Here is a 14,871-nt window from a genome sequence, read left to right on the forward strand (position 1 = left end):
ATGACGACCCCGACCCTCAAGCAGGCGGCCGGAGCGCAGTACACGCGCGTTCTCGGCTACGGCGCCGCTCGTGGCACCCTCGTCGTGCGCAACGACGACATCGTCGAGCCGATCAACTCCTCGGATGAGTGGATCCGGCAGCGCACCGGTGTCATCACGCGCACACGGGCCCCGAAGGGTGTTCTCGCCGTGGACCTCGCCACGGATGCCGCACGCGAGGCCATCGAAGTGTCCGGCGTCTCACCGGAGCAGATCGACGCGGTCATCATCGCGACGATCAGCAACGTGCAGCAGACGCCGTCGATGGCTGCGGTCGTCGCGGACCGCGTCGGCGCCAACCCGGCGGCCGCCTACGACATGAACGCCGCTTGTGCCGGCTTCGCATACGCGACAGCCCAAGCGGACGCGCTGATCCGCGCGGGCGCCGCGCACTACGCCCTCGTGATCGGCGCGGAGAAGCTCTCCGACCTGATAGATCCGACGGACCGTTCGATCTCGTTCCTTCTCGGCGATGGCGCGGGAGCCGCCGTCGTGGGCCCCAGCGACACGCCGGGGATCGGTCCCGTCTCCTGGGGCTCCGACGGATCCAAGGCCGGCCTCGTCGGCATGGACGGCACGCTCGTGGATTTCCGGGACGGTGAGACCACCTGGCCGGTCATCCGGCAGGAGGGCCCCTCCGTGTTCCGCTGGGCGGTGTGGGACATGGCGAAGGTGGCCAAGCGAGCTCTCGAAGAGTCCGGCATCACGTCCGCCGATCTCGGCGCCTTCGTGCCGCACCAGGCCAACATGCGCATCATCGATGAACTTGCGAAGCAGCTCAAGCTCCCGCAGAGCGTCGTCATCGCCCGCGACATCGAGACGACGGGGAACACGTCGGCCGCCTCAATTCCGCTCGCAACGCACCGGCTGTTGAAGGAGCATCCGGAGCTGAGCGGCACACTCTCACTTCAAATCGGCTTCGGCGCCGGCCTCGTGTTCGGGGCGCAGGTCGTCGTCCTCCCCTGAACGGTCCACCTAGACTGTTCTGCTGTTAAGAAAAACTCCAAGGAGATACACACCCATGGCACTTTCCCGCGAAGAGATCCTCGCCGGCCTCGCCGAGCTGATCAACGACGAGACCGGCATCGCGACCGACACCGTCGAGCCCGACAAGTCGTTCACGGACGACCTCGACATCGACTCGATCTCGATGATGACCATCGTGGTCAACGCCGAGGACAAGTTCGACGTGAAGATCCCCGACGAAGAGGTCAAGAACCTCAAGACCGTCGGCGACGCCGTCGACTTCATCACCAACGCCCAGGCGTAATCGTCACGCCGGCGCGGCGCAGGATGCCGCGCCGGCGCTGCACCATCGTCACTTCTCCACTGCACGTCACGGCGCTTCAGCGCGCCCGAGGTTCGGATACTCATGAGCAAGAAGATCGTTGTCACCGGTATCGGCGCGAGCACCCCGCTGGGCGGCACCGCGGCCGAGAGCTGGCAAGCGCTGCTGGCCGGTGAGTCGGGCACGCACACGCTGGCGCACGAGTGGGTGACGGAGTACGAACTGCCCGTCACCTTCGCTGCAGAGGCCAAGGTGCGTCCCGAGGAGGTGCTCGAACGACCGGTGGCCAAGCGCCTCGATCCGGCGTCGCAGTTCGCTCTCGTGGCGGCGAAGGAGGCGTGGGCGGATGCCGGTGCACCCGAGGTCGCGCCCGAGCGCCTCGGCGTGGACTTCGCGACGGGCATCGGCGGGGTGTGGACGCTGCTGAACGCATGGGACACGCTCCGCGAGCGCGGCCCGCGTCGCGTGATGCCGCTCACCGTGCCGATGCTCATGCCGAACGCGCCGGCCGCCGCGATCTCGATGCACTTCGAGGGACGCGCCTATGCCCGCACCGTCGCGTCCGCCTGCGCCTCGAGCACCGAGTCGATCGTGAACGCTTACGAGCACCTGCAGCTCGGCCTTGCCGACGTCGTGCTCGCCGGCGGTACCGAGTCAGCCGTGCATCCGATCACAATGGCGGCGTTCGCATCGGCACAGGCCCTTTCGAAGCGGAACGATGACCCGGAGCACGCGTCGCGTCCCTACAGCGTCGACCGCGACGGGTTCGTGATGGGTGAGGGGGCCGCCGTTCTGGTGCTGGAGACCGAGGAGCACGCGCTCGCCCGTGGCGCGCGCATCTACGCCGAGGTCGCGGGCGGCGGTGTCACGGCGGATGCCTATCACATCACGGCGAACGACCCAGAGGGTCACGGTGCTCGTCGCGCTCTCGCTCTGGCGCTCGAGCAGGCCGGTGCAACGCCCGACGAGGTGACCCACATCAACGCTCACGCCACCAGCACCCCGGTGGGCGACATCGCCGAGTATGTCGCCCTCAAGTCGGTCTTCGGTGACCGCGTCGACTCGATCCCGACCTCGGCGACCAAGGCGTCCACGGGACACCTCCTCGGTGGCACGGGTGCGCTCGAGGGCATGTTCACCGTGCTCGCTCTCCGGGACCGCATCGCTCCGCCGACGATCAACATCACGACGCAGGATCCTGAGATCCCGTTGTCCGTTTCCGGCGACTCCCAGCCCCTGGGCGACGGCCCGCAACTCGCCGTGTCGAACTCGTTCGGGTTCGGCGGTCACAACGCCGTCGTCGCCTTCCGCAGCGTCGACTGAGGCCCTCGGTTCACCCGACCTTGTGCAGCCAGATGACGGGTGCGTCATCGCTGGCGTGGCGGAACGGCTCCAATTCGTCGTCCCATGCCTGTCCGAGAGCGAGACGAAGCTCCTTCTGGAGCTCGAGCACGTTGCTGCCGGCGAGTTCCATCGCGTAGCGCACCCGGTCTTCGGGGACGACCGTGTTGCCCGCGGTGTCGGTCTGTGCGTGGAAGATGCCGAGCGAGGGCGTGTGGATCCAGCGACCGCCGTCTGTGCCGAGTCCGGCATCCTCGGTCACCTCGAATCTGAGGTGCTGCCACCCGAGCAGGGCGGACGCGACGCGCGCTGCGCTCCCCCGCTCGCCCTCCCAGTAGAACTCCGTGCGATGTGCGCCGGGCAGCACCGGCTGGTCCTGCCACTGGAAGTTGACCGGACGTCCGAGTGCTCGCCCGACCGACCATTCGACATGGGGGCAGAGCGCGCGAGGAGAGGAGTGCACGTAAAGCACTCCCCGAGCCTGTATTGACGCCATGGTGTCCTCCGATCGGTGTGGTGCGTCTTCCCCTACGACCACACGACGGTTCCGCCATGAAACGGACGGCGCTGAACGCCGACGTCAGCATTATCTCCCGATCAGCTGTCGAATCACAAGGATGTCGTTCGCGTGCCCGGCGAGGGACGTTGACGCGGCGCTCGTTACAGGTATATGAATGCCGGGTAGTTGCATACCGGGCATGCGTTTTTATGCGTTTCCGGTTCGAACCGAAGGAGTGTCATGTCGGTGCGGCAGAGCCTGCTCGCGATCCTCGATCAGGGACCCTGCTACGGGTATCAGCTGCGAGCCGAATTCGAACGACGCACCGGCGGCGGGTGGTCGTTGAACGTCGGTCAGGTCTACAACACGCTCGACCGGCTCGAGCGCGACGGGCTGGTATCGAAGGGCGGCTCCGATGACCAGGGGCACGTGTTCTATCGGATCACGGATGCCGGACGCCGCGAGGTGCACAACTGGCTGGCCTCGCCCGTGGTTCACGCCGCCCATGCCGTGCGCGACGAGCTGATCGTGAAGCTCGCTCTGGGCGCCACCCTTCCGGAAGCCGACCTCGAAGCCATGCTGGCGGCGCAGCACGAGGTGGCATCCGCCACACTCGCGAGGGCGACGGCGGCTCTTCACGACCTTTCCCGTCCCGTGGATGCCATCTCCTGGGCGAAGCAGATCACCCTTCAGGCCGAGCAGTCCCGGGCGCGCGCAGAGCTGAGCTGGATCGAGACCGTCGAGCGGTCGTGGCGCGCGGCTCCGGAGGATGTGCGGCAGGGCACCGCTCTCGACGACACCCCAGTCCGTCGGGGGCGGCCGGCCCGGGCCGAGGCGCTCGACTCCCCTCTCGGCTGACGGGAGCGACTACTCAGCCGACACTCTGCAGGCGTTTGTCTACCATTCTGAAAGAGCGTTGCAGATCTGCATGGGCCGTTTTATTCTGAAACGGTCTTTCAGAATGGAGTCGGCATGAATGAGCGACGCGTCGTCCTCAGCGATCCTCGTGCCGTGGCGGCGTTGGCGCATCCCGTGCGCCTCGACCTGCTCGGGCGGCTGATGAACGACGGGCCGGCAACCGCGTCCCAGTGCGCACGAGCTATCGGCGACAACCCGTCGAACTGCAGCTACCATCTGCGTGTCCTGGCCAAGCTCGGCCTGGTCGAAGACGACCCTTCCTCGGACGGGCGCGAACGGCGCTGGCGCGCGACGATCACCGGGTTCAGCACGGACGTCGAGGCGGAGGGCTCCGAGGAGCTCTTCGCCGCGTCGGTGCAGTTGGACTACCAGGCCGCGCGAGAGTACCTGCGCCGGCGTGGATCGTTCGCTGCGCAGTGGCGCGACCGCGACGCCCACGCGCACTACGGGCTCAAGGTGACGCCCGAGGAGCTCGATCTCCTCGCCGAGCGCATCGACGCGCTCGTGCGCCCCTACATCGCCGCAGTGCGGACCGACGTGCCCGAGAGCGCCGAGACCGTCGATCTGTCGATCCTCGCCCTGCCGCGCCCCTCCGGCCACGACCCGATTGCCGGCCCCGCATGAACTCCGCCCTGAGCTCCCCGGCGTTCCGGCGTGTGCTCGTGGCCGGTTTCGTGTCCGACAGCGGCGACTGGATGCTGTTCGTCGCCTTGCCTCTCGTCGTCTACCGGCTCAGCGGATCGGCCCTGGGCACCTCCTTCGCATTCCTGCTCGAGTTGGTTCCCGCTGTGGCGCTCGCTCCGGTCGTCGCCAGGCTCGTCGCCCGCTTCGACCGACGAAGACTGCTCGTCACCGTGACGCTGGTGCAGGCCGTCGCTGTCGTGCCGCTGCTGGTGGTGCAGAGCGAAGACACGCTCGACGTGCTGTACGTCGTGATCGTGGTGCAGGCATCCTGCTCGGCGATCTTCGAGCCGGCGAAGGACTCGTGGATGCCCGACCTCGTCGACCGCGACCGCCTGGTCAGCGCGAACGCGCTCATCGGACTGGCACAGAACGTAGGCCGGCTCGTGGGCGGCCCGCTCGGCGGAGCACTGCTCGCATTCGGGCAGCTCGAGCTCGTCGTGGCGGCGGACGCGGCGAGCTTCGTGCTCGCCGCCGTGCTGCTCTGGAGCGCGCCGCGTGATCGTGCCGGTGCCACGGGCACGGCAGCGTCCGAACACGGAAACGCAGCCGCGGTGCGGCACGGGGTGCTTCCGGCGCTGCGCCAACGCGGGATGCGTGCCGCGTTCGTCTCGGTCGGGCTCGCGGGTGCGGCTCAGGGCTTGTTCCTCGTGCTCTTCGTGCTGTTCGTGACCGACACCCTCGGCGGATCGGACGCCGAAGTGGGACTGCTGCGGGGCATCCAGGCGGTCGGGTCGATCGCCGCCGGAGCGGCGCTCGGACTGTTCGCGGTGGCGGTGAGACCTCGACGACTGATCGTGGTCGGGGCGCTCGCGTTCGGTGCGATCTCCCTGGCGGTGTGGAACTTGCCCGTGCTCACGACCACGCTGTGGCCCTATGTCGTGCTGTTCATCCTGGTCGGTGCGCCGGGGGTGCTGCTCTCGACGGGGTACGTCAGCCTGATCCAGACCACGGCTCCAGACCGCGGTGCCGCGTTCGCGGCGTACGGCCTCGTCGCGGCGGTAGGCCAGGGCGCCGGGCTCGTCACGGCAGGGCTGATCCAGCCGGCATCGGGGCTGCTGCCGCTCCTGGAGGCGCAGGGCGTGCTCTATGTGTTCGCCGGTGTCACGATGATGCTCCGGCACCGATCCGCTTCATCGGACCGGCCAGAGCGGAGCGCAGACAGCCCGACCCGCAGCGCTGCGTTCACTCCTCGTGGAGAAGCGAGCCGCTCTTCGTGAGCACGTTCTTCTCGCCGGCCTCGATCGGCACGGTGAACCGGTTCTGCCTCGGCGGCATCGGGCAGTTGAAGGCGTAGCTGAACGCGCACGGCGGCAGGATGGCGCGGTTGAAGTCGAGTGTGATGGAACCGTCGGGGCTCGGGGCGACGAAGAGGAATCGGCCCACAGAGTACGACGAGTTCCCGCTCGTGGCGTCGGAGAACACCAGTTGCAGGGCACGACCGGCTTTGAACGCCACCAGGTTGTAGTCCACGCCGTCCTTGCTGAACGTGATCTCACCGGGGATCGCCTTCTCGCGCGACGCCCCCTCGTCCTTCAGGTGTTCGAACCCGACGGAAAGCCCTTCCACGGGCGTGAACGATGCCCGGATGACCCACTCGGGGTTGTAGTCGAACGTGTCGATCGAGCCGAACTCCCGGATGCCCTCGGACTGCGTGTCCCAGACCCGCAGTCCGTACTCGCCGGCCTCGTTGACGATCACGGTTCCGGTCGCGGTGTCGCCGAAGGAGATCGCGCTCGGGTCGTCGCTGTCTCTGCCGCGCACGATGGCCTCGCCCTCGACGATGCGGCCGTCGATCACGACGGCGTCCTCCGCCGACGCGATCACGCGCAGGCCCTTCCCCCCGTCGGGGAGGGCGGACCACCGACCCGCTACCGGCCAGACGGCCTGCGGTTCCGCGTCCGTGATCCATTGCGTGTTGACGAGCGCGAGGTTGCCGTTCGGCTGCACGACGGAGTATTCGCGGCGCGCGTGGAAGTTGGCCAGCAGTTCCGCGGGGTCGGTGGGGGTGCTGGTGTCGGTCGATGCGGCGGTGTCGGTCATGGTTCCATCCTCGTCGGTATCTCGGCGGCCCAGGCGCAGGCCGCCCCGGCGTGACGCGAACTATGCAACCGGCGGTCCTTCGCGATTATTGCCGGCCTCGGACGTCCGGTCACTTGGCGCGATCATAACTGTCCACGACGGCCACGCTGAGCGGGAACGTCACGGGGAAGCTGCCGAAGAGCAGCCGACCTGCCTCCGTCGCGGAGTCGCGGATCGCGTCGGCGGCACGCTCCGCCACGGACTCCGGTGCGTGCACGACCACCTCGTCGTGCAAGAAGTACACCAGATGAGGGCTCGAGCCGAACGGTGCCGCGGCGCGCCCGCGCTCGTCGGTGTGAAGGGCGACCAGCCGGTTCCGTAGCGTCGCCATCCAGCACAGTGCCCACTCCGCAGCCGTGCCCTGCACGACGAAGTTGCGCGTGAATCGCCCCCAGTCTCGTGCCTGCGAGCGGGCGCGGCGTTCGTGCTCGGTCGTGGCGCTCGGCAGCGAGGCCTGCCGCTGCTCGGCGATCCACTGCTCCGACGGCAAGGGAGAGGTGCGCCCGAGGAGCGTGCTCACCTGCTCGCCGCGCTCCCCCGCCTGCGCGGCGGCCGTGACGAGCGCGATCGCACGTGGGAACGCGCGAGTGAGCCGGGGCAAGACGCGGGCGCCGTCACCGGTGGTCCCGCCGTACATCGCCGCGAGCATGCCGACCTTGGCGTGCTGTCTGCTGTCGACGACACCGGATGCCACCAGGCCGTCATACAGATCGCGTCCTGCACCTGCCTGCGCCATGCTCGCGTCGTGTGCGAGGCCGGCGAGGATACGCGGTTCCAGCTGGGCGGCATCCGCCACGACGAGCTTCCAGCCCGGATCGGCGACGACGGCCGCACGCACCTGTTTCGGCAGCTGCAGCGCACCGCCACCGCTCGTGGCCCATCGTCCGGTGACGACCCCGCCCGGAACGTAGTCGGGCCGGAACCGTCCGTCGTGCACCCACGTCGACAGCCAGGTCCAGCCGTTCGCGGCGTGCAGGCGCGAGAGCTTCTTGTACTCCAGGAGCGCGGGTATGGCCGGATGCTTCACCTCACGCAGCTCCCACGCCCGAGTGCTCGCGGTGTTGATTCCGGCCCGCCGCAGCGCCTTCACCAGGTCACCGGGCGAGTCCGGATTCAGGCTCGGCGCACCGAGACCGTCCCTGATCTGCGCCACGAGATCCTCCATGCGCGCCGGACGGCCGCCGAGAGCGTTGCGGGCACCGAGCGCCTCGGTGAGCAGCCGGTCATGCACGTCTTCCCGCCAAGGGATGCCCGCGTGCTGCATCTCGGCGGCGGCGAGGGCACCGGCGGACTCCGCCGCGAGCAGGAGCCGCAGGCGAGAGGACGCGACCGGATCGGCGACCGAGGCGATGGCATCCAGCTGACCCCGCAGCTCCTCCACTTCGTCGGGCTCATTCTGCGGCGCTTCCTCCAAGGCGAAGAGCGCCTGGTCGACGGCGGGAACGTCGAGGACGACCTTCCAGGCCGGGCCTGCGCCGTGCAGGGCGGTGCCGGAGGTGACAGCGGCACCGCGCACGATGGTGCCGCACAGCGCGAGGTCCACGCAGCGTTCGACACGGATGCCGCGGTGCAGCAGCTCCGGATACCACGCCCGCGTGCTGCGCCACGCCCAGCGCGGATGCGTGCGCTCGGCAGCGGCAGCCCACTCCGGCCACTGAGCGGCCGGCATCCTTCGAACCTCGAGCAGGCTGCCGTCGGCCGACACCGACGAGACCTGAACCGCTTCGCCCGCGCGTTGCAGCACGAGGTATGCAACGCTCGGGTCCGCAGACATGCCCGTGACGACTCCTCGTGCAATCGCGCGGCGGGATCCCCGCACCTCGAAACTGTCTTCGATACTATCGAAAAATGTCGGCCGAGGAGAATCGAGCACCGCGGTGACGTGCACCGACGGACTTCCGTCGGCGACCCGCTGCCTGCGAGATCGCTCAGACGCGGCACGGAACATCCGCTGGATGGACCCCTAGCATTCAATCGATATGCCGTCGATCGCCACTGCCTTGACCACGTTCCAGGTGGACTGGGTCGCCCTCGTGACCATCGTGGTGCTCGGCACCGCCTACGTCGCCGGAATCATTGCCGCGAGGCGGAAGGGCACGAGCTGGCCGGCGCTGCCGACACTGGGCTTCTTCGTGCTCGGACTCGGGTCGTATGCGGCGGTGTCCTTCGGCTTTCTCGGCGCGTTCACCTACGAGCTCCGTTGGGCCGAGATCACCCGGTGGGCGCTTCTGCTCTTCCTCGTGCCCTGGCTGCTCGCGCTGGGACGTCCCGTGGCGCTGGCGCAGGCGGCCTTGGGCGATCGCGGTCGCGCGCGTCTGGACAGGTTCCTGCAGAGCCGCTTTCTGCGCACGATCGGGAATGCGATCTTCGAGCCGATCTTCACGATGGTGATCTTCCTGCTCTTCGTCACTCCACTCGCCGCCTGGCTACGGCTGAGTCCCGTTCCGCAGAACATCGCGACCGTGTTCGTGCCGCTCTTCGGGCTGCTGACCATCGTGCCGATCGCCGAGTCGACCAGGAAGCACCTGAGCCTGTCGCTCATGTTCGAGTTCATGATCGCGATGGCGGCGCTCGTCTTCGACGCGATTCCGGGCATCCTGCTGCGATTGCACACTGTCGTGATCGACTCAGTGACGACGATGCAGACCGGAATGCCGGCCTGGTTCCCGAACCCGCTGCACGACCAGCATCTCGCCGGCGACTTCATCTGGTTCATCGCCGAGATCGCGGACATCCCGATCATCATCATCCTGTTCCTGCGCTGGGCGAGAACCGACGACAAAGAGGCGAAGGCGATCGACGAGCTCAGCGACGAGGAGATGGAACGGCTGACGCAGGCTCACCTCAACAGCTGGCGGCGGTAGCGTCGCTCCCCCTGTCGTGAGCAAACGTGGGTGCGGCCCCGCGGCTCACGCCAACCCGAGCTGATCCGTGACGAGGCGGCCATCGAGTACGACCGATCGGGCCCGGCGTTCATCCCACACCACGGAGAGGTCCTCGAGCGGATTGCCGTCCCACACCACCAGGTCTGCCACCGCCCCGGGAGCCATCAACGGGAGCTCGGCGTGCGGGCCGCAAAGTTCCCTGTTGGTGTGCATGATCGATCGAAGCGCTCCCAGCGCGCCCATCACCTCGCCCTGCAGTCGGATGCCGACGAGCTGATCGTCTTCGAGCTCGCCCATCAAGTCGGTGCCGAATCCCACAGGCACTCCCGCTGCCGCTGCGCACTCGATAGCGTGCCGGCCCGCATCGAGCACCTCGGCGTTCTTCGCTCGCGACACGTCGGAGAGTCCGATCGCGGTCCCTCGGCGTCGCAGCGAGTCGTACGTGGCCAACGTCGGAACGAGAACCGCGTCGCGATCGGCCATGAGCCTCGCCGTGGGCGGATCGAGCAGATTTCCGTGCTCGATGCTGTGGACACCGTTCAGCACCGAGTGCGCGATCGCCTCCGACGAGTACGCATGCGCGGCAACATAGCTCCCGTGCCGTTCGGCCTCCGCAGCCACCGCGCGGACTTCCTCGGCGCTGAACTGCGGCGCGCGCAGAGGATCGTGTGGGGAGATGACTCCGCCGGAGGCGAACATCTTGATCGCGTGGGCTCCGCCGCGGAACCGCTCGCGAACCGCCCCGACCAGCGAATCGATGCCGTCGACGACCTCGACGGTGTGGCCACCGGTCGGCGGTGCGCAGGCATCCAACGGCCCTCTCGGGTCACCGTGACCACCTGTCTGGCTCAGAGCAGCACCTGTGTAGAGGTAACGCGGGGAGAGGAGCTGCCCGCGTTCGATGGCGAGTTCGAGGCCTGCGTCCCCACCGGCCACATCGCGCACCGTCGTGAACCCGCGGGCGAGCGCAGCACGCAGCCGGTGCTGGGCCGCCAGTGCGAGATAGCTCAGGGGAAGTCCGTCGGGATCGAGGCCGACAGCGTAGGCGTGGAAATGCGCGTCCACGAGTCCCGGGGAGACGACACGGCCCGCCGCACGCCACTCGGGCGGGCCGTGTGAACGAACGTGCTTCCCCATCTCGACGATACGACCGGCCTCGACGCGAATGTCCGCTTCGACCAGTTCGGATGCTTGGCCGTCGAATACTCGTGCGTCCCGGATGACGAACGTCCTGTCGTCGTGCGGCTCCGCAGCCCTGATCCTCGTTCGCATCACGCGGCCGGGCGCCCCGTGTGCGATCGCGGGATCCACACGCGCATGGTGCTCGGACCCCGGTTCGCCCAGGTGTGGTAGGGCACCAAGGGAAGCCGGAACGGTTCGCTCTCCGGCACGGCGGGGCGGCTCGCTTCGTCGGCCACGGACCGGTACGGCCACATCGCGTCCTCGTATCCGACCAGCCGACCGGATGCCTCCACTCCGGAACGCGTCGAGGCGAGGGCGCCCGCGGCGTCGATACGCACGCTCTCGAGGTCGACGCCGACGGGGAGGTCGACGGACTCCACGCACATCACCAGCGGGCCACGTGCCACGGCGACAGTGCCGCGCACGGAGTCGATCCGCGGATCGGGCTCCATGATGCGTGGCTCCATCGGCAGATGGAGCACGATCCGGTGGCCGGATCCGGTCATCGGAATGGTGCAGCGGGCGCCGACCACGGGGACCTCCGCGTCGTCCACCGTTACCACCGCCGATTCGGCCCATTCCGGGATCCGCAGCGTCAGCGTCCACGGCGCATCCGGTGCACTGTCGACGTCTATGGTCACGACACCGTCATCGGGATACCCGGTCGTCATGCGGAGCTCGACGACGCCGACGTCCAACTCGGCACGGATGTCACCGGTCATGTACTGGATGATCTGAACGCCCGTCGCATTCTGGGTCGCCACGTAGCTGGCCAGCTGAGCGAAGGTGCGCGCCACATTCGGCGGACAGCACGAAACCTCGAACCACGGAGCGCGCAACTGGGACTGGGCACGGAGGCTCAGCTCGTCAGCCGGAGCCGCCGCTGCGGCGACGCGTTGCTGAAGAGGGTTCGTATAGAAGAAGGCCCGTCCGCTGTCGCTCGGGGAAGCGGCGATCACGTTGTACAGCGTGCGCTCGATCACATCGCCGTACCTCAGGTCACCGGTCGCCAAGAGCAAGCGCCAGGCCACCATGACCGACGCGACCCCCGCGCATGTCTCGCAGTAGGCGCGGTCCGGCGGCAGCTCGAAGTCGTCACCGAATGCCTCGTCCTGGTGGTGAGAACCCATCCCTCCGGTGATGTACGTGCGCCGTGCGAGTGTGCGATCGTACTGAGCTCTGAGCAGATCCACGTAGCGCACGTCGTGCTCCTCGATGCCGGCATCGATCGCACCGGCGGTCAGGTAAAGGGCACGCACGGCGTGCCCGCGCAAGACCTCGTTGTCACGAATCGGCACATCGTCCTGGAAATAGGAGCGGCCGAACTCGATATCGCCCAGCGTGCCGTGACCGCGTCGATCCAGGAAGACCCGCGCTTGGCGCAGATAACGCTCGTCGCCGGTCACGCGAGAGAGCTCGACCAGCGCCGTCTCTATCTCCGGGTGTCCGCACACTCTCTGAAGCCCGTCGGGTCCGAACACCTCGCAGACGTGGTCTGCCGCTTTGATCGCGACGTCCACCAGCTGGTCCCGATGCCCCGTGCGAAGCCGCGCCACGGCCGCTTGGATGAGGTGGCCGAAGCAGTACAGCTCGTGTCCCCACTCCAGGTCCGAATATCGCGGCGGCTGTCCGGCATTTCCGAAACGCGTGTTGAGATATCCGTCCGGCTTCTGTGCAGCGGCGACGCGCGCGACGATCCTGTCGAACCGGGTTTGCAGGCCGGCATCCCCAGAACGTGCGATCTCCCATGCCATGGCTTCGAGCGTCTTGTAGATCTCGGAGTCGGCGAACTTCTGCCCCGTGCGGACGTCGGCGACGGTCCCATCCACGACGGCGTCGAAGTTCTTCAGCCACCCGGCACGTTCTTCCCAATACTCGAGGTGCGGGATGATCGACTCCTGGTTCAGGCGCTGCCTGGCGCCCCAGAAGCCGTCGTCGATCCGGATCCGCTCGATCCCGAGCGGACGCACGGCACCGACGGTGGGAACCACGGGCGCGACAGGTTGAGCCGGGCGCCCTGTTCGGTCCTGCGCGTCAATCGTCATGGACATGTTTCGAACCACTCCTTCTCGGCGGCTGCCGCGTGCACGAAGTTCTGAGTCTTCTCGTCATTTGATGGCGCCGCCGAGGGCGCCGGCTGCGATGTACTTCTGCGCGAGGATGAGCAGCAGTCCCGCGGGGACGGAGGCGATCACCGCGGTCGCCATCACCGGTCCCCACTGCTGCACGTTGGCGCCGAGGTAGTTGTAGATGCCGAGCGTGATCGGGCGCACCTGCGGTGTGCTGGTCAGCGTCAGCGCGAACAGGAAGTCTCCCCACGCGCCGAGGAACGTGAACAAGGCTGCGGTGATGATCGCGTTCTTGCTGATCGGCACCACGATCGAGACGAACGCCCGGAAGTTGTTCGCACCGTCCACCAGCGCCGCCTCCACCAACGTCTGCGGCAGGGATGCCATGAACGCCCGCATCAGAATGATCGCGAACGGAATCTGCGCCGCACTATCGGCCAGAATCAGCCCGAGGTACGAGTTCAACAGGCCCCAATCGTTGAACAACGCGTACAGCGCGTTCGCGATCACGATCGTGGGGATCATCTGCGTGATCAGCAGAACGAAGACGAACGCCGTCATCCCCTTCATCTTGAACCGCGCAAGACCGTAGGCGGCAGGCGTCGCGATCACGAGCGTGAGCACGACCGTGCCGATCGCGATGATCAGGCTCGTGACGAGGTTGCCGCCTTGTTGCTGGATCGCCGCCTCGTAGCCGGAGAACGTCAGGTCCACCGGGAACCAGGCCGTGGTCGCCGCACCGGAGTTCGCCTGCAGGCTGGAGTTGATCATCCAGTAGATGGGGAACACCATGATCGCCAAGAAAATGATGCCGAGCACCGTCATCGGCCAGGTGCGTGAAGGCCGGTGATGCGTCTTGCCCGTTCCGCGTGGCACCACGAGCGCCTGTGTCGCGGTCATTCGTCGACCTCCTTGCGGGTCATGTACAGGTAGGCCAGCGAGAAGACGAGCGAGACCGCGATGAGCACGTTGCTGATCGCGGCACCCTGGCCGAACAGGAACTGCACGAACGAGTTCTGGTACGCCCAGGTCGCCAGCGTCTGCGTCGAGTTCGCCGGCCCACCGCCGGTCAGACCCAGGATGATGTCCACCACCTTGAGCGTGTAGACCACGCCGAGCACGATCACCACGCTGACCACCGAGCGGATGCTCGGCCACGTGATGTGCCAGAACGCCTTCCACCCCACAGCGCCGTCCAACGCCGCCGCCTCATAGAGCTCACCGGGCACGGCCTGCAGGCCGCTGTAAAGGATGGTCGTGTTGAACGGGATGCCCAACCAGATGTTCACCCCGATCACGGCGATCAACGCCAGGCTCGGGCTGACCAGCCACGGCACCGGCTGCACCCCGAACAGTCCGAGGAACTGGTTCAACGCTCCGCTGCCCTGATCGAGGATCCACTTCCACACCGCCGCCGACGCGATCAGCGGCAGCAGCCACGGCAGCAACAGCAACGAGCGCAAGAACCCGCTCAGCGGGAAATGCCGCTTGAAGAACAGGGCCAACGCCATGCCGATGCCGAACTGGAACACGATCGAACCCACCGTGAACAACAACGTGTTGATCACGGTCGTCCAGAACAACGGGTTGCCGAACACCTTCGCGTAGTTCTCGAAGCCGACCCACGGTGCGATGCCGGTGTAGAACGTGGCCGTCGTGTAGTCCTGCAGCGACATCACCACGTTCTGCACGATCGGGTAGCCGAAGAACACCAGCACGAAGATGATCGCCGGCGCCACGAACAACCATCTCGTGAGATAGTGCAGCGTCCTGTTCCGAGAACGCGACCTTCCCCCGCCGGGACGAGGTCGGGAGCGCGCCTCTGCGGCCTCGACGTGCAGTGAAGTCATTCCGTGCTCCTTCGATACACGGTTGCACCGACTGCCG

The 14,871-nt window shown here is 67.3% G+C and carries 13 protein-coding genes and 1 pseudogene; 7 read left to right on the forward strand and 7 right to left on the reverse strand.

Translation table 11 applies throughout. The features are described from left to right. The 3 genes from H623_RS0103355 (at nucleotide 1) to H623_RS0103365 (ending at nucleotide 2,650) form a co-directional block, all read left to right on the forward strand. Nucleotides 1-1,005, forward strand: coding sequence for a beta-ketoacyl-ACP synthase III (locus H623_RS0103355; protein WP_022899534.1), 1,005 nt, complete (start codon nucleotides 1-3; stop codon nucleotides 1,003-1,005). 55 nt (nucleotides 1,006-1,060) lie between these two features. After that, nucleotides 1,061-1,309 (forward strand): acyl carrier protein, encoded by a 249-nt coding sequence (locus H623_RS0103360; protein WP_022899535.1) that lies wholly within the window; start codon nucleotides 1,061-1,063, stop codon nucleotides 1,307-1,309. Between the two features lie 102 nt (nucleotides 1,310-1,411). Continuing rightward, nucleotides 1,412-2,650 (forward strand): beta-ketoacyl-[acyl-carrier-protein] synthase family protein, encoded by a 1,239-nt coding sequence (locus H623_RS0103365; protein WP_022899536.1) that lies wholly within the window; start codon nucleotides 1,412-1,414, stop codon nucleotides 2,648-2,650. Between the two features lie 10 nt (nucleotides 2,651-2,660). On the opposite strand, the gene H623_RS0103370 is transcribed toward H623_RS0103365, so the two are convergent. Further along, on the reverse strand, nucleotides 2,661-3,164 hold the full coding sequence (locus H623_RS0103370) for a DUF3145 domain-containing protein (RefSeq protein WP_022899537.1): 504 nt from the start codon (nucleotides 3,162-3,164) through the stop codon (nucleotides 2,661-2,663). A gap of 243 nt (nucleotides 3,165-3,407) precedes the next feature. On the opposite strand from H623_RS0103370, the gene H623_RS0103375 reads away from it, so the two are divergent. The 3 genes and pseudogenes from H623_RS0103375 (at nucleotide 3,408) to H623_RS17520 (ending at nucleotide 5,986) form a co-directional block, all read left to right on the forward strand. Next, nucleotides 3,408-4,025, forward strand: coding sequence for a PadR family transcriptional regulator (locus tag H623_RS0103375; RefSeq protein WP_022899538.1), 618 nt, complete (start codon nucleotides 3,408-3,410; stop codon nucleotides 4,023-4,025). Nucleotides 4,026-4,139: 114 nt separating this feature from the next. Then, nucleotides 4,140-4,322, forward strand: a pseudogene (locus H623_RS22305) (winged helix-turn-helix domain-containing protein); the annotation flags it as partial. 179 nt (nucleotides 4,323-4,501) lie between these two features. Beyond that, on the forward strand, nucleotides 4,502-5,986 hold the full coding sequence (locus tag H623_RS17520; protein ID WP_342664574.1) for an MFS transporter: 1,485 nt from the start codon (nucleotides 4,502-4,504) through the stop codon (nucleotides 5,984-5,986). Here H623_RS17520 and H623_RS0103390 read toward each other — a convergent pair. Next, nucleotides 5,952-6,809 (reverse strand): DUF1684 domain-containing protein, encoded by an 858-nt coding sequence (locus H623_RS0103390; protein ID WP_022899541.1) that lies wholly within the window; start codon nucleotides 6,807-6,809, stop codon nucleotides 5,952-5,954. The genes H623_RS17520 and H623_RS0103390 overlap by 35 nt on opposite strands. 109 nt (nucleotides 6,810-6,918) lie before the next feature. After that, entirely contained in the window at nucleotides 6,919-8,622 is a 1,704-nt protein-coding gene (locus tag H623_RS0103395) for a bifunctional 3'-5' exonuclease/DNA polymerase (protein WP_026939864.1), read from the reverse strand. 205 nt (nucleotides 8,623-8,827) lie between these two features. Between H623_RS0103395 and H623_RS0103400 the strand changes: the two genes are divergently transcribed. After that, on the forward strand, nucleotides 8,828-9,712 hold the full coding sequence (locus H623_RS0103400; RefSeq protein WP_022899543.1) for a cytochrome c oxidase assembly protein: 885 nt from the start codon (nucleotides 8,828-8,830) through the stop codon (nucleotides 9,710-9,712). Nucleotides 9,713-9,757: 45 nt separating this feature from the next. On the opposite strand, the gene H623_RS0103405 is transcribed toward H623_RS0103400, so the two are convergent. The 4 genes from H623_RS0103405 to H623_RS17525 are packed head-to-tail and all read right to left on the reverse strand — an operon-like array spanning nucleotide 9,758 to nucleotide 14,834. Beyond that, nucleotides 9,758-11,044, reverse strand: coding sequence for a metal-dependent hydrolase family protein (locus H623_RS0103405; protein ID WP_022899544.1), 1,287 nt, complete (start codon nucleotides 11,042-11,044; stop codon nucleotides 9,758-9,760). Continuing rightward, entirely contained in the window at nucleotides 11,005-12,966 is a 1,962-nt protein-coding gene (locus H623_RS0103410; protein ID WP_022899545.1) for a glycoside hydrolase family 127 protein, read from the reverse strand. Before H623_RS0103410 ends, H623_RS0103405 begins: the two co-directional genes overlap by 40 nt. Before the next feature lie 57 nt (nucleotides 12,967-13,023). Then, nucleotides 13,024-13,884, reverse strand: a complete 861-nt coding sequence (locus tag H623_RS0103415) for a carbohydrate ABC transporter permease (RefSeq protein WP_022899546.1) — start codon at nucleotides 13,882-13,884, stop codon at nucleotides 13,024-13,026. Beyond that, a complete protein-coding gene (locus tag H623_RS17525; RefSeq protein WP_084485547.1) occupies nucleotides 13,881-14,834 on the reverse strand; it encodes a carbohydrate ABC transporter permease in 954 nt (317 codons plus the stop codon). Before H623_RS17525 ends, H623_RS0103415 begins: the two co-directional genes overlap by 4 nt. Between the last annotated feature and the right edge of the window lie 37 nt (nucleotides 14,835-14,871).

Origin of the sequence: Humibacter albus DSM 18994 (genome assembly GCF_000421825.1) — a bacterium.
In the GTDB taxonomy this organism is placed as follows: Bacteria; Actinomycetota; Actinomycetes; order Actinomycetales; family Microbacteriaceae; genus Humibacter; species Humibacter albus.